At 43.5% G+C, this 20,161-nt stretch carries 15 protein-coding genes and 1 tRNA gene; 4 read left to right on the top strand and 12 right to left on the bottom strand.

Annotation, left to right across the window (positions count from 1 at the left end; all coding sequences use genetic code 11):
- Window positions 1-133 precede the first annotated feature (133 nt).
- The 3 genes from dacB to RAC86_RS18825 form a co-directional block, all read right to left on the bottom strand.
- Entirely contained in the window at window positions 134-1,609 is a 1,476-nt protein-coding gene (gene dacB, locus RAC86_RS18815; RefSeq protein WP_072566359.1) for a D-alanyl-D-alanine carboxypeptidase/D-alanyl-D-alanine endopeptidase, read from the bottom strand.
- A gap of 34 nt (window positions 1,610-1,643) precedes the next feature.
- Window positions 1,644-2,621, bottom strand: a complete 978-nt coding sequence (gene galM / locus RAC86_RS18820) for an aldose 1-epimerase (RefSeq protein WP_072566360.1) — start codon at window positions 2,619-2,621, stop codon at window positions 1,644-1,646.
- A gap of 132 nt (window positions 2,622-2,753) precedes the next feature.
- A complete protein-coding gene (locus RAC86_RS18825) occupies window positions 2,754-4,145 on the bottom strand; it encodes an MATE family efflux transporter (RefSeq protein WP_061186372.1) in 1,392 nt (463 codons plus the stop codon).
- A 286-nt stretch (window positions 4,146-4,431) separates the two neighbouring features.
- Here RAC86_RS18825 and iseA point away from each other — a divergent pair, with 286 nt between their 5' ends.
- Window positions 4,432-4,977: a DL-endopeptidase inhibitor IseA gene (iseA, locus tag RAC86_RS18830; protein WP_014113974.1), complete on the top strand. Its 546-nt coding sequence runs from the start codon at window positions 4,432-4,434 to the stop codon at window positions 4,975-4,977.
- 87 nt (window positions 4,978-5,064) lie between these two features.
- Here iseA and RAC86_RS18835 read toward each other — a convergent pair.
- The 3 genes from RAC86_RS18835 to RAC86_RS18845 form a co-directional block, all read right to left on the bottom strand.
- Window positions 5,065-5,137: transfer RNA gene (locus tag RAC86_RS18835), tRNA-Arg, on the bottom strand.
- Between the two features lie 52 nt (window positions 5,138-5,189).
- Window positions 5,190-5,735: a site-specific integrase gene (locus tag RAC86_RS18840; RefSeq protein WP_003220317.1), complete on the bottom strand. Its 546-nt coding sequence runs from the start codon at window positions 5,733-5,735 to the stop codon at window positions 5,190-5,192.
- A 315-nt stretch (window positions 5,736-6,050) separates the two neighbouring features.
- Window positions 6,051-6,281, bottom strand: coding sequence for an excisionase family DNA-binding protein (locus RAC86_RS18845; RefSeq protein WP_061186370.1), 231 nt, complete (start codon window positions 6,279-6,281; stop codon window positions 6,051-6,053).
- Between the two features lie 183 nt (window positions 6,282-6,464).
- Between RAC86_RS18845 and ggt the strand changes: the two genes are divergently transcribed.
- On the top strand, window positions 6,465-8,228 hold the full coding sequence (gene ggt, locus RAC86_RS18850; RefSeq protein WP_072566361.1) for a gamma-glutamyltransferase: 1,764 nt from the start codon (window positions 6,465-6,467) through the stop codon (window positions 8,226-8,228).
- 188 nt (window positions 8,229-8,416) lie between these two features.
- Here the strand turns inward: ggt and yofA are convergent, their stop codons facing one another.
- Window positions 8,417-9,271, bottom strand: a complete 855-nt coding sequence (gene yofA / locus RAC86_RS18855) for a LysR family transcriptional regulator YofA (RefSeq protein ID WP_072566362.1) — start codon at window positions 9,269-9,271, stop codon at window positions 8,417-8,419.
- 128 nt (window positions 9,272-9,399) lie between these two features.
- Between yofA and RAC86_RS18860 the strand changes: the two genes are divergently transcribed.
- On the top strand, window positions 9,400-10,389 hold the full coding sequence (locus tag RAC86_RS18860; RefSeq protein WP_072566363.1) for a zinc-binding dehydrogenase: 990 nt from the start codon (window positions 9,400-9,402) through the stop codon (window positions 10,387-10,389).
- Between the two features lie 55 nt (window positions 10,390-10,444).
- On the opposite strand, the gene gltD is transcribed toward RAC86_RS18860, so the two are convergent.
- Together gltD and gltB are read right to left on the bottom strand one after the other, a co-directional pair.
- Window positions 10,445-11,926 (bottom strand): glutamate synthase small subunit, encoded by a 1,482-nt coding sequence (gltD, locus tag RAC86_RS18865; protein WP_014113980.1) that lies wholly within the window; start codon window positions 11,924-11,926, stop codon window positions 10,445-10,447.
- Window positions 11,927-11,942: 16 nt separating this feature from the next.
- Window positions 11,943-16,505, bottom strand: coding sequence for a glutamate synthase large subunit (gene gltB, locus RAC86_RS18870; protein WP_072566364.1), 4,563 nt, complete (start codon window positions 16,503-16,505; stop codon window positions 11,943-11,945).
- 145 nt (window positions 16,506-16,650) lie between these two features.
- Between gltB and gltC the strand changes: the two genes are divergently transcribed.
- Window positions 16,651-17,553, top strand: coding sequence for a glutamate biosynthesis transcriptional regulator GltC (gltC, locus tag RAC86_RS18875; protein WP_014113982.1), 903 nt, complete (start codon window positions 16,651-16,653; stop codon window positions 17,551-17,553).
- 51 nt (window positions 17,554-17,604) lie between these two features.
- Here the strand turns inward: gltC and proB are convergent, their stop codons facing one another.
- From proB to rtp, 3 genes are all read right to left on the bottom strand, one after another.
- Entirely contained in the window at window positions 17,605-18,720 is a 1,116-nt protein-coding gene (gene proB, locus RAC86_RS18880; protein ID WP_014113983.1) for a glutamate 5-kinase, read from the bottom strand.
- Window positions 18,717-19,610: a pyrroline-5-carboxylate reductase gene (gene proC / locus RAC86_RS18885; protein WP_079288164.1), complete on the bottom strand. Its 894-nt coding sequence runs from the start codon at window positions 19,608-19,610 to the stop codon at window positions 18,717-18,719. Before proC ends, proB begins: the two co-directional genes overlap by 4 nt.
- A gap of 146 nt (window positions 19,611-19,756) precedes the next feature.
- A complete protein-coding gene (rtp, locus tag RAC86_RS18890) occupies window positions 19,757-20,125 on the bottom strand; it encodes a replication termination protein (protein ID WP_003220337.1) in 369 nt (122 codons plus the stop codon).
- Window positions 20,126-20,161: the final 36 nt, after the last annotated feature.

Raw genomic sequence — 20,161 nt, forward strand, 5'->3', positions numbered from 1 at the left:
ATTTTCTAAAACGTGTAAATGCTGTTATGTGTTATATGTATACTATTGGTTTATATGTAATTTTAAGGAATAATTAATGTGATAGGGGACATAAAAAAAAACTGTTTTCGCTTGGAAAACAGGTCTGACGCTATTATTGATTTGCCAAGATGACAGCGATTTGATCCTCAATATCTTTTCCATCCTCGTCATCAATTAATCCGTTTAGAAGAATTGAAAAAACAAGGGTTTTTCCGCTCTTGGTTTCTGCGTACCCGGATAGAGAGCTGACCGTGCTTAGCGATCCGGTTTTCGCCCTTATTTTTCCTTGTGCAGGAGTGTCTTTCATCCGGTTCCTCAGCGTTCCGCCTATCATTCTGTCACTATTGCCCGCAACAGGCAGAGATTTTAGATAAGCTGAGAACCATTTTTTATCTTGAATGTCATATAACAGCTTTGAGATTTGATCTGAGGATACAGCATTAATATAAGAGACTCCTGAACCGTCCCTTAACACAAGTGATTTAGGATCAACACCGAATTCGGGAAGCGTACTGTTTAATACTTCGAGTCCCTTTTTCCAGCTCCCCTCTTCTTTTTTCACTTTCCCCATTTCTTTTACGAGCACCTCGGCATGTCCGTTATTGCTTAATTTCATAAACGGAACAAATAGTTTTGACAAAGGCATTGAACGATGAGAGATTAACACGTCTGAAGAATCGGGTGCAGCGCCCGTCTTGACGTTCCCTTTTACAGTAATTCCTTGTTTTTGTAGTGCCTGCTTAAATAAATCCAAGGCGTATCCGGCCGGCTCCCAGACAGCAATCCATTCCTTTGTCTTGCTTGCGCCAACCGGTACGCTTCCTTCAATGGTGATCGTGTTTTTCCCATGCTCTCTTTCGATCGTGAGGTCTTTCTTTTGGCCGGCCGAAGTCGTTTCTGCATTGTTCTTAATCGTTACATAATCTGTCTTTGGAGATACAGAAACTGCAGGCTTTTCCCCTTCTTTTTTACCTGGGGTGACCTCTACAATTACAGTGCCTGCATCATAGTCTTCATTCGGAGACGCTGTTAAAGCAGAGACTTGCGCGCCGTAATACGTGTATTCATCACTCCATGGCATATCAGGTGATAATCGGATGTCATCATACCACGTTTCATCACCGATCAGATTGCCTTTAATCACGTTCACGCCGGACTTTTTCAATTTCTCAGCCATTTCTTCAAAATCGGATGGTAAAAGTGTCGGATCTCCTTTTCCTTTCAGATAAAGGTTTCCATTCAGCTTTTTCCCTTTAAGTGTGCCGTCTGTCCGGACCTCGGTTGTAAAGGAATAGTCCTCACTAAGGATAGAAAGTGCCGCGGCAGCTGTCAAAAGCTTCAGAGAAGAGGCGGGCCTCATTCGGATATCTCCTGAATGCTCATATAGAACAGCGCCTGTATCCGCAGAGCGAACAGTGATGCCGGCCATTGCGCCCTCGAGTGCAGGATGATCAGCTAAAATCTTATCGATCTGCCCGGCAAGTGCATCTTGTTTTTCAGCCGCTTGCGCAGCCTGATGCATATAAGGTACCGAAGCAACGACGAAAAGCAGCAAAACAGCAACATAAAGCTTTATGCTTTTTTTCATTTTTTTACCCCGCCTCTCTGCGCCTCATCATTGGCTATTGATGATTCAATTCGATGGTGATACTGCTTTTGGCTGTCGTTTCTTCTCCCGGCTCAAGCACTTGTAAACCAGTGAGTGATGAAGACAAATCAAGATTCACTGCGTTTGTCACCCATGTGTAAGGTTCAGGGCATAAATACCCCTGTTTTCCGTCCGCATTGTATACAACCCAATGTTTAAATTGTTCATCTGCCTTATAAATAATGCTTACATGTGCATGCTGATGATAAATGACTGCCTGATTTTCTCCGCCTCTTTTCTGATAAGCAGATAAAAAGACATCATCCAGCTGCTTGTGGCGTAAATCCATCCCTTCATGCAAGGCTTCTTTATTCGGTACATCCATCAGCTTCCCGGTCGGCAGCAGGCGTTCATCCAACTCCCATTGCTGATCTGCTGTCAGGGAGAATAATGAGCTTTCTTCTGGAAATACAAGTGTAGTATGATAACCGATTCCCCAAGGAAACGTTTCCTTTCCTTTGTTCATGACGGTCGCATATTTAAGAAGAGTATTCCCCTTTAGCGTGTATGTCATCCGAACGACGGCATGATGTGGAAATTGCTTATACACATGGGGAAGCTCTGAAAGATCAATTTCCGTTTCAACGATCACTTCTTCATCAGTTTGCTTCATGGTCACTACGTTCCACTTTTCTTGATAAAGAAACCCGTGAAGATGGTTGTGTTTATCCTTTTCGTTGATATCAAAATGATATGTTCTGCCCCGGAAACTGAATGTACCGTCACTTATCCGGTTAGGCGGAAACAGGATCGGAATGCCATACAATGTTGGTGTGTCATGAAAGCTTTCTGCTGTTTCCGGTTCACGCAAAAGCTGGATCTTTGTTGCTTTGTCCATGAGAGAAATGACGTTGCTCCCCCACTCGGGAACGACAATCATTTCTATATGTTCGTTACCTGCTTTGATGGCAGGTGTTCCTAAATGCGTAATCTTCTCAATATAGTTAGCCATGTGTCCTCAACCTCTCCTTGATTCATTGCTCGTATAAGAATTCAATGTACTGTGCCATATTTCCTCCATTTTATGTTTTCCCTATCAAATAAAAAAACACCGTTCAAATCATGAACGGTGTGATTCGGGAGTCTATTGGATGAGACGTGTAATCTGTTTCTTCTTCCACACGAATTGATAATACCCATAAATCAACAGCAAGCTGACGGCAAACGCAGCCGGATAGCCAACCCAGACGCCGAGTATTTCAAGCTTTGTGTAGTGGGATAGTACGAATGCGACAGGCACCTCTACTCCCCAGATGGCAAAAATGCTGATAACGGTCGGCCATAAAACCGTTCCGCTTGCCCGCATCGTCGCAGAAATAATTTGGGCATTTCCAAACAGCAAATAGCTCCACAATGTAATCATCAAGAGACGGTGCGCGATGTAAAGTGTGTCTTTCTCGGTTAAAAATAACGCTAAAATCTGCTGTGAAAACACATAGATCAGAATGATCAGCACGCCGCCAATGATATAATTCAGCCAAATCCCGACGCGAATGACCTGCTTTAAGCGGTCAGATTCGTTCGCTCCGATCGATTGCGCGGCGAAAATAGACACCGCAATACCAAGGCTGACGGCCGGCATCTGCACATAGCTGGCTACCTGGTTGACCACGCCGTATGCAGCTGTCGCATTAGAGCCGTAATGGTTGACGAATGAAATAACCGCTATCTCTGATAATGAGACGAGAATCATATTGATGCTTGATGGAATCCCGAGGCGCAGCAGGAGAGCCAGCAGTTCCTTATCCATTTTCAAATAACGCCGTACCGTTTTATCAAATTGCAGCGGATGGTTTCGCTTTCGTAAATACACCATTAACACGAGAAATGTCGCAATCGTAGAAATGACGGTTGCATATGCGGAGCCGTATATGCCCAGTTTCGGAAAACCGAACATGCCAAGGATTAAGACGGGCAAAAGCGCTATGTTGATGACCGTACTCACAATCAGCGTATAAAACGGTGTCTTAGAATCCCCTGTTCCGCGCAAAAATGTTGTATATGCAAAATATAAAAACATAAATGGCATAGCGTAAAATAAGATACGTGCATAGCTGGCGCTGACATGAATTACATTTTCAGGCGTGCCCATTAATCGAAGAATATCCAAAGTGAAAATACTGCCGATGACGGCTAATACAACCCCTAATAAAAACGTAAACGTGAGCGTCGTTCCGACAACAGCCTTTAACCGCTCCTCATTCTTCGCCCCGTAGGCTTGTCCGATCAGGATCGAACTTCCTGAACCGATCCCGATTGTAAATGAGATTAAAAGAAAAAATAACGGGAAAAAGGATGATACAGCTGCAACCGCATCAACACCAAGCCATCTGCCTACAGCCATCATCCCGACTAGCTGGCCGACTGATTGCAGCACATTGCTTAGCAGAAGCGGCACTAAAAAGAGTGACATAGACCGCCAGACAGATGGATTGCTTTTCTTCTGAGTGACAAGTTGTTCTTGTGATGTTTCCATATTGAAAGCTCCTTTATTTGAATTCGTTTGTAAACATGCCCCTATTCTTTTGACAAAAACAGGATATGCAACATGTTATTATTCATCACTGTACATATGAAACCCTTCCCGATTCTTCTAATTTTACACATCTTTTTAGCTTATGAAGAATAAACTAGCAAGTAACAGCCTATTTCTTTGTAAGGAAAAGAATAAAAAATAATTTATGCAAAAGTATTGTAATCTATCCGTAATTATTGTAACATTTGTAACATAAGAGAAAGAGATTTTGAAGGAGTGAACCACAATGAAAAAATGTCTTCTATTTCTAACAACTATTGCACTTATTCTGTCATTAAGCACAAATGCATTTGCGAAAAATAATTCAGGCGATTTATCACAAAAACAAGCACTGCAGCTGGCATTATCAGCAAGAGAGCATTTTTGGAACACAATGAGCGGCCACAATCCAAAAGCGAAAAAAGCAGTTTGTCCATCAGGCACATTTGAGTATCAAAATCTTCAATATGTGTATATGTGCAGTGATCTAGGCACTAAAGCAAAAGCAGTGAATTACTTAACTCCTATTTTCACAAAAACAGCAATCGAAAAAGGGTTTAAAGACTATCATTTCACTGTTTCAAAAGGAAAACTTGCGGTTCCAATCGGTGATGGAGACAACCTATTAAATTGGAAAAAATCAACCGCTAAACTGATTTCTAAAAAAGGCGGCACAGTCACATACGAATTTACCGTTCCTACTTTAGACGGATCACCTTCAGCGAAACGGAAAGTGACATTTGTAAAAGAAAATAAAAAATGGAAAGTCAATCAATTTGACGCAGTTATATAAGAAAAACGCCCGGTATAAGCGGGCGTTATTTATTTGGCATACAAAAAGACAACAGACGAAAAGCCTGTTGTCTTTTTGTAAATATAACGCTCTAGGAGAGATTCGAACTCCCGACCTGCAGTTTAGGAAACTGCTGCACTATCCGCTGTGCTACTAGAGCTTTTTGTATTTATATAGTAGCTCTGATGAACAAAATTTTCAAGCGGTTTGTATTAAAGCCCTCCAAAAACCTTATACGCGGCCCTTGTCGTGTCTTCATCAATACCGATATACCGCATTGTAATCGAGGGTGATGAATGATTCAGTATTCTCTGCAGCTCGGCAATGTCTTTTGTCCGCTGATAAAAATGATAGCCGAACGTTTTCCGGAGCGTATGCGTCCCTATCTCCTCAAGTCCGCACGCCGCGGCGGCTTCTCTTAAAATCCTGTAGGCCTGAATGCGGGAAATCGGTTTCCTGGTCCGGACAGACTTAAAAAGATATTCGTTTTCTTTCATGTCTTTCGTATACTCGTATATTTCCTGTTTCAGTGATTCTAAAATGAGAATCTTCCTTTTCTTTTTCGTTTTGCTTTCAGTCGCCCATAAATGATCTTTGTTTTTAACGTCCTTCACTTGCAGCGGCAGAATATCAGAAATGCGGAGCGCGCTGTTGATGCCGAAAATAAACAGAAAATAATCCCGCTTGTTTTTGTTTAGCAAATACTGTTTTACATCTTGAATTTTCTCTAAGCTGCGAATCGGCTGTACAATATGCATCAAAAAACTCCTTAAAAACCGTTATGTAACGTTTTGAGGTCTATGTTACTATTATAGCTGAAAAACGTTGAATGTCAAAGTACGGCGGCATTTATGTAACATAATATACATAGTGTTACATAAGGAAATGAAGTAGTTTCTAAAAACTCTCTCCCTCTTAAATGCATTTTAAAGCTTCATATAAAGCTTTTGTTCTATTTGATACATATCCCTCTAGATATCATCAAAAAACCTCTTAAAACAAAATCTGACGATTCGGTTTTTCTGATGTTTTTAAAAGGATATACAAAAAAAGACACAATTTGAAATTGTGTCCTAATCCTCATCCTTTACATCAATATCTTCCGGGATCGGTTCATTTAATATTTCCTGCACGAGTGTTTTGTAATTTTCCAGCTGTTCGAGATGTGTTTTGAACTGTCCCTTATAAATCAAAAATTGCTCACCGTCATGAACGGCCCTGATTTTTCCTTCGAGCACCATGCTTTTAATATAATCCTCTGAAAGATTTGCATATTCTGCTGTTTCTTTAATCGTTAAATACATATAGCAGTCCTTTCTTAATCCGTAGCTGATTCTAATATAGCACATGGCTCGTATCAATATAATCAATTTTGCACAGAAAAACTGGTTAATGTTCTATATAATATACCATTTGTCACTTGTGAAAACGCTGTAAATTTTTTACGCTAAGATTGTAACATAACAGCTTCATATAGGAGGGAGAACATGAAAAGAACGTGGAATGTCTGTTTAACAGCTCTGCTTAGTGTTCTGTTAGTCGCTGGAGGTGTCCCTTTTCACGCGGAAGCTAAAAAGCCGCCCAAAAGCTACGATGAGTACAAACAAGTAGATGTAGGGAAAGACGGCATGGTTGCCACCGCGCATCCTCTCGCTTCGGAAATCGGTGCTGATGTGCTGAAAAAAGGAGGAAATGCGATTGACGCGGCAGTTGCCATTCAATTTGCACTCAATGTAACAGAGCCGATGATGTCAGGCATTGGCGGCGGCGGTTTTATGATGGTGTATGACGGAAAAACAAAGGATACAACGATCATTGACAGCCGTGAACGTGCTCCAGCAGGCGCAACCCCCGATATGTTTCTCGATGAGAACGGCAAAGCCATTCCTTTCTCTGAACGTGTGACAAAAGGTACTGCCGTCGGTGTTCCAGGCACGCTGAAAGGCCTGGAGGAAGCCCTGGATAAATGGGGAACCCGATCGATGAAGAAATTAATCACCCCTTCTATTAAACTCGCTGAAAAAGGATTTCCGATTGATTCGGTGTTGGCAGATGCTATTTCTAATTATCAGGAAAAGCTGTCACGGACTGCCGCAAAAGATGTATTTTTGCCAAATGGCGAGCCGCTTAAAGAAGGCGATACATTGATTCAAAAGGATTTGGCAAAAACGTTTAAGCTTATTCGCTCAAAAGGCACTGACGCTTTCTATGAAGGAAAATTTGCCAAAGCACTTTCTGACACTGTACAGGATTTCGGCGGATCAATGACGGAAAAAGATTTAGAAAATTATGACATCACAATCGATGAACCGATTTGGGGAGACTATCAAGGCTATCAAATCGCCACTACTCCTCCTCCAAGCTCTGGCGGTATTTTCTTATTGCAAATGCTGAAAATACTTGATGATTTTAACCTTTCACAATACGATGTCCGCTCATGGGAAAAATATCAACTGCTTGCTGAAACGATGCATTTGTCTTATGCCGACCGTGCGTCTTACGCAGGTGATCCCGAATTTGTAAACGTTCCTCTCAAAGGCCTGCTTCACCCCGATTATATTAAAGAACGCCAGCAATTAATCAATTTAGATCAAGTCAATAAAAAACCGAAAGCCGGTGATCCTTGGAAATACCAAGAAGGATCGGCAAACTATAAGCAAGTCGAACAGCCGAAAGACAAAGTAGAAGGCCAAACAACCCACTTTACAGTTGCCGACCGCTGGGGAAATGTTGTTTCTTATACGACAACAATTGAACAGCTATTCGGAACAGGTATTATGGTCCCTGATTACGGCGTCATTTTAAACAATGAATTAACAGATTTTGATGCGGTTCCTGGCGGAGCTAATGAAGTACAGCCGAACAAACGGCCTTTAAGCAGCATGACCCCGACCATTTTATTTAAGGATGACAAGCCTGTCCTCACCGTCGGATCTCCTGGCGGGGCCACCATTATTTCATCCGTTTTGCAAACCATTCTCTATCACATCGAATACGGCATGGAATTAAAAGCTGCTGTTGAAGAGCCGAGAATTTACACAAACAGCATGAGCTCCTATCGCTACGAAGACGGAGTTCCTGAAGACGTCCTCAGTAAACTAAACGGCATGGGCCATAAATTCGGCAAAAGCCCGGTAGAAATCGGAAACGTACAAAGCCTTTCTATCGACCATGAAAATGGCACCTTTAAAGGCGTAGCCGATTCAAGCAGAAACGGCGCGGCGATCGGCATTAATTTAAAACGGAAATAAAAGATAAAAACTGTACTCGCTTCAAATGAGTACAGTTTTTTGTATGCAGTCCTTTTTTATATAAGAACGGAAACAATATCCACTTCCATTTAATATGGCTTTTGTGGTATTCCGTATGCCAGCTTTCTTGACAATCGGCTACGCTCTTTGTTCAGCATAACAGACCGAAACCAATGCATCTTTCTTCATCATTTTATTACGCTTATCTCATCAATAAATCTCTGAAACGCACTTGTAATAAAAAAGTCTTTCCTGTATATAAATACGATCTCTAAGTCTTGATACGCTGCTGGCAGCTGATGAATCCATACATTCGTAGGACGCTTGGAGCAGTCTACAGCGGACTTAGGAAGCAGCGCCGTGCCCAACCCGGCGGATACTCCTCTTATAATGGCTTCCAATGTGCCAAACTCTATGATTTTTTGATGTTGAATGCCTGCTTCCTCCAGCAATCTTTTGACTCTGGCGCGATGAGAACAGCCAGCTCCAAAAAAGAGCATCGGCTGGCGAAGCATGTCTTCTGCCGTTCCTTCCCGTGATGAAATCAATACCAATTCATCATGGGAAACATGGATTTGTCTGACATCAGGGTGCTCAACCGGCCCGTATACAAAAGCGCCATCAACTTTATGATCAAGAACCTGCTGAATCAAATTGTGTGTATCAGCTGTGTTTACTGATAAATCTACTTCAGGAAAGCGCCTGAGGAAGGAGGCCGCATGCTCGGGCAGATGCGTTACCGCCGTTGTTTCCAACGATCCGATCCGCAAAGGCCCTTTCGGATGCTGGCTCATCTGTGCTGATTTTTCAGCTTCGTCTAATAGCGATAATACTTGATCAGCATATTGCAAAAGATTTTCTCCAGCAGCGGTCAGCTTCATCCCCCGATTCGTTCGATGAAAAAGCCTGATATGCAAATTTTCCTCAAGGTTATGTATTCTAGCTGTCACATTCGACTGAACATAATTCAGCATTTGGGCTGCTTTCGTTATGCTTCCTTCGCGGGCAACAGCCCGAAAAATCTTTAAATCTCCGCTTTCCACGGGCTCTCACCTTCTTGCTATGATTAAAAGTGATATCGGCTATCATTTTTGTTCATTTTACTTGAAGAAAACCGCTATGTAAAATATGTAAAGATATGAAAATACAATTCAATGAGGAGGCAGACAGCATGAAAGCTGTAATTCACAACGGAAAAACCGGACTTCAGGGATTATCATTTCAAGACGTTCCATCAAAAAAGCCCGGATACGGAGAGGTAAAGGTAAAATTAAAATCGGCAGGTCTAAATCACCGTGACCTGTTTCTTATGAAAAACAAGTCTGAACGAGATCCTCATGTGATACTGGGATCTGACGGCGCCGGGATCATTGAAGAGGTTGGTGAAGGCGTCAAAAACGTTGCTATTCAAACAGAAGTAATTATTTTCCCGACATTGAACTGGGATTTGACTGAGAACGTACCGGCTGTACCTGAGATTCTGGGAGGCCCTTCTGACGGAACGCTTGCTGAATACGTGATCATCCCTTCACAAAATGCGATCAAAAAACCTTCTCATTTATCCTGGGAAGAAGCAGGCGTTTTACCTTTATCAGCTTTAACTGCATATCGAGCCCTGTTTACGAAAGCCCAATTGAAAAAAGGCGAGCATCTATTGATACCCGGCATCGGCAGCGGTGTTGCAACCTACGCTTTGTTCATGGCTAAAGCGATTGGAGCAACCGTAAGCGTGACCTCCCGCAGTGAGGAGAAAAGAAACAGGGCGCTGCAATTAGGTGCTGATTATGCATTTGATAGTTACAGCAATTGGGATGAACAGTTGCAGGAAAAAAGGGCTGATGTTGTTCTTGACAGTATAGGCCCTGCCCTCTTTTCGGAATACTTCCGCCATGTAAAACCGAACGGCCGTATTGTCAGCTTCGGGGCAAGCTCAGGTGACGATCTCTGTTTTCCAGTACGTTCTTTATTCTTTCCTCAGATCAATATATTGGGAACATCAATGGGGAGCTGTGAAGAATTTCACGATATGCTGGCTTTTATTGAAAAACATAAGCTGCGACCTGTAATAGACCGCACATATCCTTTAGAAAAAGCATGTGAAGCATATACGAGAATGCAGGAAGGCAGACAGTTTGGAAACATCGGAATCGTAATGGAATAAAAAAGAAACCGGCTGGCAATCAGACCGGTTTCCTTTATATCATAATCCCCTTTATTTACGGAAGAACTGAACTCCCCATCAAGTATCGATCCACTTCACGCGCCACTTCACGGCCTTCATTAATCGCCCATACGATTAAGCTTTGGCCTCTTCTTGCATCCCCTGCGGCGAATACGCCATCGATATTTGTTTGATAATCCCCATAGGTTGCGCTGATTTTGTTATTTACAGAATCAACACCGAACTGTTTCAACAGCGGTTGTTCTGTGCCTTCAAAGCCAATAGCGATGAAGACAAGCTGAGCAGGCCATACTTTTTCCGTTCCAGGAAGCTCGCGGAACTCGTATTTTCCGTGCTCATTTTTCACTTTCTCCATTTGAATAGTATGAAGCTCTTTCAGCTTGCCATGTTTATCCGCAACCAATTTTTTCGTTTGAATGGAGTATTCCCTCGGATCTCTTCCGAATTTTGCTTCCGCTTCTTCATACGCATATTCAAGCGTAAAGATGTGCGGCTGTTCAGGCCACATATTGTCATTCGTGCGGGCTGGCGGAAGTTTCGGGTGTTTGCCGAATTGATGCACGCTTTTGGCTTTTTGTCGGAGAGCAGTAGCGACACAGTCAGCTCCTGTGTCTCCTCCTCCGATTACGATGACATCTTTCCCTTTGGCATCAATGAATTGCTTGTCTTTAAAGTTAGAATCTAAATAGCTTTTTGTTGCGAGTGTCAGGTAGTCCATCGCATAATGAACTCCTTTTGAGTCGCGTCCTTCAATTAATAGATCCCGCTGTTTTTGAGCGCCTGTGCACAGAATCACAGCGTCAAATTGCTCCTTCAGCTCATCAGCTGTAATGTCAACGCCGATTTCTGTGTTCGTGACAAAATCAATTCCTTCTTGCGTCAGCAATTTAACCCGGCGTTCTACAATCCCCTTCTCAAGCTTCATGTTCGGAATGCCGTATGTTAAAAGGCCGCCGGCTCTGTCTGAGCGCTCAAAAACAGTGACGGAATGTCCTGCTTGATTCAGCTGGTCTGCACTCGCCAGTCCGGCTGGGCCCGACCCGACGATGGCCACTTTTTTGCCTGTTCGTTTTTTGGGAATTCTAGGCTGAATCCAGCCGTTCTCAAATCCTTTGTCGATAATGGTCCGCTCAATGTTTTTAATTGATACGGCCGGGTCTGAAATCGCTAATGTACATGAACCTTCACAAGGAGCGGGACATACCCGCCCAGTGAATTCAGGAAAGTTGTTTGTTTTCAAAAGACGTTCCAGTGCTTCTTTCCATCTGCCCCGGTAGACAAGATCATTCCATTCAGGAATTAAGTTGTAAATTGGACAGCCGGATGTAAATCCGTTAATGTCCGCACCGATCTGGCAAAACGGCGTACCGCAATCCATACACCGCGCCCCCTGCCGTTTCGATGCTTCTTCTGAAAAAGGAGCAGAATATTCTTTCCAATCCTTTAAGCGAGTGAGAGGGTCCCGCTCAGCAGGTTTTTCTCGCTTGATCTCCATAAATCCAGTTGGTTTCCCCATGTTCCTCTCCCCTTCCTTACTGCACTACCGCTTGTTTTTGTCCCGATGTTGCTGTATTCTGCTTTGGCTTCGTGTTGGCTTCAAATGCGAACATGACGGCTTCTTCATCTGATAAACCTGCAGCTTTTTGCTCTTCGATGCTCGCTAGCATTTGTTTATAGTTTTTCGGAATGACTTTGACAAATTTTTTCACGCTGTTTTCCCACTGATCAAGCAGGTCTGCCGCTTTTTGGCTGTTTGTATACCCAGCATGTTTTTCAAGCATTGCTTTAATTTGTTCGATTTCTTCCTCATCCTCTAATGATTCAAATAAAATCATTTCAAGGTTGCATTTGCGTTTAAACGCTTTTACATCTTCGGCGAGAACATAAGCGATTCCGCCGGACATACCTGCAGCGAAGTTTTTGCCTACATCACCGAGTACGACAACACTGCCGCCAGTCATGTATTCACAGCCGTGGTCACCAATACCTTCTACAACCACGTTCACACCGCTATTCCGAACGGCAAAGCGTTCACCCGCACGTCCGTTAATGTATGCTTCTCCGCTTGTCGCACCGTAGAAAGCCACGTTGCCGATAATGACGTTGTCATCTGAAGCGGAATTGAATCCTTCCGGTGACTTGACGATGATTTTTCCGCCAGAAAGCCCTTTTCCGACATAATCATTTGAGTCTCCATCCAAATAAAGCGTCATTCCTTTAGGAACGAAGGCTCCAAAGCTTTGTCCGGCTGATCCGGTAAACTGCAGCTTGATCGTATCTTCAGGAAGCCCTTCTTCTCCGTAGCGTTTTGAAATTTCACTGCCTGTTATCGTTCCGGCTACACGGTTTGTATTGTTAATTGCGATAGAAACATCCGCTTCTTTTCCAGACTCGATGGCTTCTTGTACGGCCGGGAGAATCGCTGTGATATCAAGTGATTGATCAATTTTATGATTTTGCGGCGATTGGAATGTTCGTACGCCTTCAGGCTGATAAAGAAGTGTAGACAAATCAAGCTGGCTTGCCTTCCAGTGCGCCTTCGCGCGTTCACTCACATGAAGTACGTCAGTGCGGCCGATCATTTCATCAAATGTCTTGAAGCCTAACGCAGCCATGTACTCACGAACTTCTTCAGCAATGAACAACATATAGTTCACAATATGATCAGGATCTCCCATGAACTTTTTGCGAAGCTCTGGATTTTGTGTCGCTACCCCGACAGGACATGTATCCAAATGGCAGGCACGCATCATGACACAACCGAGTACAACTAACGGAGCCGTTGCGAAACCGAATTCTTCAGCTCCGAGCAAGGCAGCCATCACAACGTCGCGGCCCGTCATGAGCTTTCCGTCTGTTTCTAATACAACACGGTCACGGAGTCCGTTCAGCATTAATGTTTGATGTGCTTCTGCAAGGCCAAGCTCCCACGGAAGCCCAGTATGTTTAATACTGGTTTTCGGAGAAGCGCCTGTACCTCCGTCGTAGCCGCTGATCACAATGACATCGGCAGTCGCTTTGGCAACACCTGCAGCGATTGTGCCTACGCCTGCTTTTGACACCAGCTTTACGCTGATTCTTGCGTCACGGTTGGCATTTTTCAAATCGTGGATCAGCTGGGCCAAATCCTCAATCGAATAAATGTCATGGTGAGGCGGAGGTGAGATTAATCCGACACCAGGCGTTGACCCGCGGACATCGGCAACCCATGGATATACCTTGTTGCCAGGCAGCTGCCCGCCTTCACCTGGCTTAGCGCCTTGAGCCATTTTAATCTGCAGCTCATCAGCATTGACAAGGTAATGGCTTTTGACACCGAAACGTCCGGATGCAATTTGTTTGATCGCGCTTCTTCTATCATCGCCGTTCTCATCTGGAACAAAGCGTTTTGGATCTTCTCCGCCTTCACCGCTGTTGCTTTTTCCTCCAAGGCGGTTCATTGCGATCGCTAAAGCTTCGTGCGCTTCCTTACTCAATGATCCAAATGACATCGCACCCGTTTTAAAGCGTTTGACAATCGATTCAGCAGATTCAACTTCCTCCAACTTCACAGGCTTGCGGTTTCCGTTAAATGCGAACAAGTTCCGTAAAAATCCAATACGCTCTTCATCTGCCGCTTTTGTATATTGTTTAAACAGATTGTAATCATTCCTGCGGCACGCCCATTGCAAGGTATGAATCGTTTTCGGGTTAAACGCATGATGCTCTCCGCCGTTTCTCCATTGGAAGTCACTTCCTGATTCGAGCGTTTTGCTGAAATCATCCTGATACGCTTCCCGGTGGCGGCGCTGCGCCTCTTCCGCAATTGTTTTTATGTCGATGCCGCCGAGCTGTGATGCAGTACCTGTGAAATAGCGGTCAATTACATCACGGCTGATTCCTACCGCTTCAAAGATTTGGGCGCCTCTGTAACTTTGTACAGTTGAAATCCCCATCTTGGACATGACTTTTACGACACCTTCAGTAATGCTTTTTCCATATTTGCTGACCGCTTCTTCATAGCTGATATCCAAACGTCCTTCATCAATTTCCTGCTTGTAGGTCGCATAAGCGAGATAAGGATTAATCGCATCTGCGCCGTAACCGATTAATGCTGCAAAGTGATGTACTTCACGCGCTTCTCCTGATTCCACAATAATGCTGACTTTCGTACGCAGCCCTTTGCGGATTAAATGCTGATGCAGCGCGCTGACTGCCAGAAGCGGCGGAATTGGTGTCAGGCGTTCATTCATCTTTTTATCTGATAAAATTAACAGGCTTACGCCTTGGCTGATGGCTTTCTCTGCCTGTGTGAACATGTCCTTTAATCCGCGTTCAAGATCCTCTGAAAACAGCACATCGATTTTTTGGATTTTTAAATCAGGATGAACAATCGTTTTTAATGCGTAAAATTGTTCGTTTGATAAAACAGGTGTATACAGTTTAATCCGGCGAACGTTTCGCTCACTCGGGTGAAGAAGATCGCCTTCTGCACCGAGCCACGTCATCGTTGATGTCACAAGCTGCTCACGAATCGCGTCGATTGGGGGGTTCGTTACTTGTGCAAACAGCTGCTTAAAGTAGTTAAACAGTGATTGCGCATGGTCTGACAGAACAGCAAGCGGCGCGTCATTCCCCATTGAACCGAGAGGATCTTTGCCTTCTTTAATGACAGGAATTAAATATTTTTGGATATCTTCATATGTGTATCCGAATGCCTTCTGGCGAGTAAGAAGATCTGTAAACTGTTCTTCCTCTCTTGATTCCGGATCAGGATTCACTTGCACAAGCTCTTCTTCAAGCCACTTTTGGTACGGGTACTCCGTTGCAATTTGTGTTTTGACTTCTTCATCCGAGATAATGCGGCCTTCTTCTAGGTCTATTAAAAGCATTTTTCCAGGTTCGAGACGGTTTTTATATAAAACGTTCTCCTGTTCAACTTCAATAACGCCTACTTCAGATGAGAAAATAATATAATCATCTTTTGTTACATAATAACGGGCCGGACGGAGACCATTCCGGTCAAGGATCGCACCGATTTGTTTTCCGTCAGTAAATGAAATGGCTGTCGGTCCGTCCCAAGGCTCCATCAGGGAACTATGGTACTCGTAAAACGCTCTTTTTTCCTTAGACATATGCGTATTTTCCGTCCACGGCTCAGGAATGAGCATCATTGCTGTATGTGCCGGTTTGCGTCCAGCCATCACGAAAAATTCAAATGCGTTATCCAAAATGGAAGAGTCACTGCCGTCAGCATTTAAAATCGGCAGAATCTTGTTTAAATCCTCACCGAAGCTTTCAGATACAAATTGCTGTTCACGCGCTCTCATCCAGTTGATGTTTCCGCGAAGGGTGTTGATTTCACCGTTGTGAACCAAATAGCGGTTAGGATGCGCTCTTTCCCATGTAGGGAATGTGTTGGTGCTGAAGCGTGAATGGACAAGCGCAAAAGCAGAAACGAATGCTTCATCCTGCAGATCAGAATAAAACGCATCAACTTGTTCAGGTGTTAAAAGGCCTTTGTAAACGATGGTCTGGCTTGAAAGACTGGCAAAATAAAAATCAAAACCTTCCGTTACTCCCCAGTTTTCAGCCTGTTTACGAATGACATACAATTTTCGTTCAAAAGACAAATTGTCCTTCAGATCAGAACTTGCGCCAATAAATACTTGACGGACAAACGGACAGCTTTTTTGCGCTACTGTTCCGATTTTTCCGACATTTACAGGTACAGTTCTCCAACCAAGAACGACTTGGCCTTCTTGTTCAATCAGTGCATTGATTTGCTTTTCGATTTTTTTTCTTTCATCTTCCTTCTGTGAGAAAAAGACCATTCCTACCCCGTAACGCCCTTTTTCCGGCAGATTGATGTCTTTGCACTTTTTCCTAAAGAAAGCATCAGGGATTTGAACCAGTAAGCCGGCTCCGTCTCCTGTATCCGGATCACTGCCTTGGCCTCCTCTGTGGTCTAGCTGGCAAAGCATCTTAAGCCCTTGTTTGACGATGTCGTGAGTCTGCTTGCCCTTTAAGTGCGCATATAGGCCGATTCCGCATGCATCATGTTCAAATTCAGGACGGTAGAGACCTTGAGCTTTTGGCATTTGATTGTACGTCATAATTCCTCTCCCCCGATCAATTTCCGATAATACCGGTCATAAAATCTAACACTCTATAATCATTGTAGGTTTTCAAAACGATATAAACAATATATAATTTAGATCAAAAGAATCTCAAAATGAGATAGATGGATGTGAGACAAACATGGAGCTGCGCCAACTGCGTTATTTTATGGAGGTGGCTGAAAGAGAACACGTTTCAGAAGCCGCTGATCATTTGCATGTGGCCCAATCAGCAATCAGCAGACAAATTGCAAATCTTGAAGAAGAATTAAATGTGACTTTATTTGAACGTGAAGGGAGAAATATCAAACTCACGCCGATCGGAAAAGAATTTTTAATTCATGTGAAAACGGCGATGAAAGCCATCGATTATGCGAAAGAACAAATTGATGAGTATCTCGACCCGCATCGCGGAACGGTAAAGATCGGCTTTCCTACAAGCCTTGCCAGCCAGCTTTTGCCGACTGTCATTTCAGCATTTAAAGAAGAATACCCGCACGTCGAATTTTTGCTGCGCCAAGGCTCCTATAAGTTTCTGATTGAAGCTGTCAGAAACCGCGATATTGATTTGGCTTTATTAGGGCCGGTGCCGACGAATTTCCCTGACATAGCAGGGAAAATTTTATTCACAGAAAAAATTTACGCGCTTGTTCCATTAAATCATCCGCTTGCCAAACAAAAAACGGTTCATTTAATTGATTTGCGCAACGACCAATTTGTATTGTTCCCGGAAGGATTTGTACTCAGGAAGATGGCAATCGATACTTGCAAACAAGCCGGCTTTGCTCCTCTCGTTTCTACGGAGGGTGAGGATTTGGATGCGATCAAAGGATTAGTGTCCGCAGGAATGGGCGTTACCCTTCTGCCTGAAAGCACTTTTGCTGAAACGACACCTCGTTTTACTGTGAAAATTCCAATTGAGTTCCCTCAAGTAAAACGGACTGTCGGGATCATTAAACCAAAAAACAGAGAGCTTGCTCCGTCTGCGAATGACTTTTATGAGTTTGTCATTCAATTCTTCTCTAAGCTGGAGCAGTATCAATAAAAAAACGAACCCGAGCTTCTATAAAAGAAGCTTCGGGTTTTTTACTGCAAATTAATTTACAGGCAAAGATAAATCTACATGGCAAACAAATGCTTCCTGATCAATCACAGCTTTGTTTATCAATTCTTCCTTCTTTTCCGGTTCTTGAAGCTGTACAGAAGAATAATTGACGATTCCGAGCCCGATTTCTGCCCCTTGTGAATCCATCAGCCGAACAACTGATCCGCTTTTGAATTTTCCTTTAATCTCCTGTACACCGTCCAGATATAAACTCGATTGGCCGTTTGTTATTTTTCGGGAATAATCATCTGATAAAATCATTTCACCTTCCGGGCCGGAATTAAAAGCGATCCACTGCTCCTTTTGATTCAACGGAAGCGTTCCCTCTGCTTCAAAATAGGTGCCTTCCGCTACTTCATGAACGGCTTGATATAAAATATCACCTGCATCTGCCTGACCAAGAAATCCTTTAATTCCGGATGCCATTACGATTTTAAACGCATCAAGCTTAGAGCGCATACCGCCAGTGCCGACGCCGCTGCCAGTGTCACCTGCACACGCTTCGATGTCAGGCGTTATTTCACTTACCCGCTCCATCCTTTTCGCTTCTGGATTTGTACGCGGATTGCCGTCATATAATCCGTCGATATCTGATAAAATCACAAGCATATCTGCATCAATTAATCCGGCGACTTTTGCTGCGAGCGTATCATTGTCGCCAAACTTGAGCCGATTGACGGTAACTGTATCATTTTCGTTGATAATCGGGATGATGCCGCGTTCGAGAAGTACATTCATTGTATTCCGGACATTGTTATATCGATATTCATCAGAAAAATCGCTTCTCGTAATTAAAATTTGGGATGCAACATAGCCGTGTGCCAAAAACAGCTTTGAATAAGCTTCCATCAGCAGGCCCTGGCCGATTGAGGCTGATGCTTGTTTTTCCGGAAGCTTTTCGGGTCTTCGGATAAATCCGAGCTTCCGATATCCCGCCGCCACTGCGCCTGAGGAAACCAAAATCACTTCATAGCCGGCGTCTTTGAGTTTGACGACTTGGTCGACCAACGCTTCTAATTTTCGAATGCTGATTTCTCCATGAAGGCTTGTTAATGAACTGCTTCCAATCTTCACAACGACTCTTTTCATGTTTGTATCAGGCGTCACTTTATCACTCCTGATAGCGGTGCCGCTGTTTTTTCGATATCGTCGCTGATTTCCTTTGAACGCTTAGCCGCATGCTTAATCGCTTGAGAAATCGCTTCTCCGCCGCCGCTCTTTTTCAAGGCTTGCAGCCCGGCAGCAGTCGTTCCGTTCGGTGACGTGATATTGTCTCTTAAGACCTCAGGCTGTTCTCCTGTTTCCATGAGCATTTTTGCGGCACCTAAAAGCGTCTGTGCGCCGATGCTTCGAGATAACTGTTTATCGAGGCCCGCTTCCTCGCCTGTCTTTTCAATGAATTCCATTAAATAATAAAAATACGCGGGGCCGCTGCCGGCAATTCCGGTGAATATGTCCATTTGATTTTCTTGGATGGTATAGACTTCACCCATGCATCCGAGCAATGCTTCAGCCAGCTTTTGCAGGTCTTCTGACACATACTTGCCAAGCGCAATGGCTGTTGCAGAAGCACCGATCATACTGGAGGTGTTGGGCATCACCCTGACAACCGGCTGTTGATTAAGCAATGATTGTTCAATAAAAGAGGTGGTTATGCCGGCAAGGACCGACAAGATTAATTGATGGGGTTGAATACGTGTTTTTAGTGATGACAGAGCGCTTTCGGCGTCTTTTGGCTTCATTGCCAAGATGAGCACATCCATGTCTTCAATACACATTTGGTTCGGTGAGGCGCCTTTGATTCCATATTGAAGTTCAAGTTCAGCTAATCGCTCTGTATTGCTGCGGTTTGTAACGCAGATGTTTTGTTTCGGGATTTTGTTGGCACGAACGATACCTGATATCATTCCTTCCGCCATAGATCCTGCTCCTATAAAGGCTACTTTTTTTTGATCAAAGATCGGTAACATCTCCTTTGTTCGCTTTTTTGTTCGCATTTTCACACGTTTAAAATGTTACCACGTGAGGAAATGATGTCAAGTGTGAAGGTCATCATTGATTTGTATTGTTTCTTTTCGACAAATATGTATAATGTAAAGCAGAAAACACCCGATGCACACTGCTGCGCGGGTGTTTGTTTCTATTAAAAATTATCTGAGAGCGCTTTTTCAATCAGTTTTTTACAGCGGTCCAGCTCAACCTTCAGCTGTTTTTTATATAGTTTGGCAGCCTCGTAATCTTTAAATTGATAGAGTACGACTTCCTGGAGCTTAGCCCCTTCTTTTTTTACTTTGATTTGCTTTAATATCCCGTCATCAAGAAGCTCATGCAAAGACCGGTATACTTCTGTGTGATTTGGTTTAAATCCAATCTCTTTAAATTCAGACCGAAGCACCTCAAGCAGCTTTAGTCCGTAAAGTCTTTCTTGCTCTGTCATCGTTATCATATAAAGTTTTAAAAATGCGCGCTGTTTAACTAAAAAGCCAGTTGAACTTCTTTTTTCCTCTTTCATCATATGCACCCCTTCTTCTGTCACTGAGAACACTAT

Source organism: Bacillus sp. LR_5 (assembly GCF_042709275.1).

Bases quoted from the DNA above. Each gene is read 5' to 3' on its own strand.
- dacB (WP_072566359.1), bottom strand. From the start codon at position 1,609: ATGAAAAAAAGCATAAAGCTTTATGTTGCTGTTTTGCTGCTTTTCGTC.
- galM (WP_072566360.1), bottom strand. From the start codon at position 2,621: ATGGCTAACTATATTGAGAAGATTACGCATTTAGGAACACCTGCCATC.
- RAC86_RS18825 (WP_061186372.1), bottom strand. From the start codon at position 4,145: ATGGAAACATCACAAGAACAACTTGTCACTCAGAAGAAAAGCAATCCA.
- iseA (WP_014113974.1), top strand. From the start codon at position 4,432: ATGAAAAAATGTCTTCTATTTCTAACAACTATTGCACTTATTCTGTCA.
- RAC86_RS18840 (WP_003220317.1), bottom strand. From the start codon at position 5,735: ATGCATATTGTACAGCCGATTCGCAGCTTAGAGAAAATTCAAGATGTA.
- RAC86_RS18845 (WP_061186370.1), bottom strand. From the start codon at position 6,281: ATGTATTTAACGATTAAAGAAACAGCAGAATATGCAAATCTTTCAGAG.
- ggt (WP_072566361.1), top strand. From the start codon at position 6,465: ATGAAAAGAACGTGGAATGTCTGTTTAACAGCTCTGCTTAGTGTTCTG.
- RAC86_RS18860 (WP_072566363.1), top strand. From the start codon at position 9,400: ATGAAAGCTGTAATTCACAACGGAAAAACCGGACTTCAGGGATTATCA.
- gltD (WP_014113980.1), bottom strand. From the start codon at position 11,926: ATGGGGAAACCAACTGGATTTATGGAGATCAAGCGAGAAAAACCTGCT.
- gltB (WP_072566364.1), bottom strand. From the start codon at position 16,505: ATGACGTACAATCAAATGCCAAAAGCTCAAGGTCTCTACCGTCCTGAA.
- gltC (WP_014113982.1), top strand. From the start codon at position 16,651: ATGGAGCTGCGCCAACTGCGTTATTTTATGGAGGTGGCTGAAAGAGAA.
- proC (WP_079288164.1), bottom strand. From the start codon at position 19,610: ATGCGAACAAAAAAGCGAACAAAGGAGATGTTACCGATCTTTGATCAA.
- rtp (WP_003220337.1), bottom strand. From the start codon at position 20,125: ATGAAAGAGGAAAAAAGAAGTTCAACTGGCTTTTTAGTTAAACAGCGC.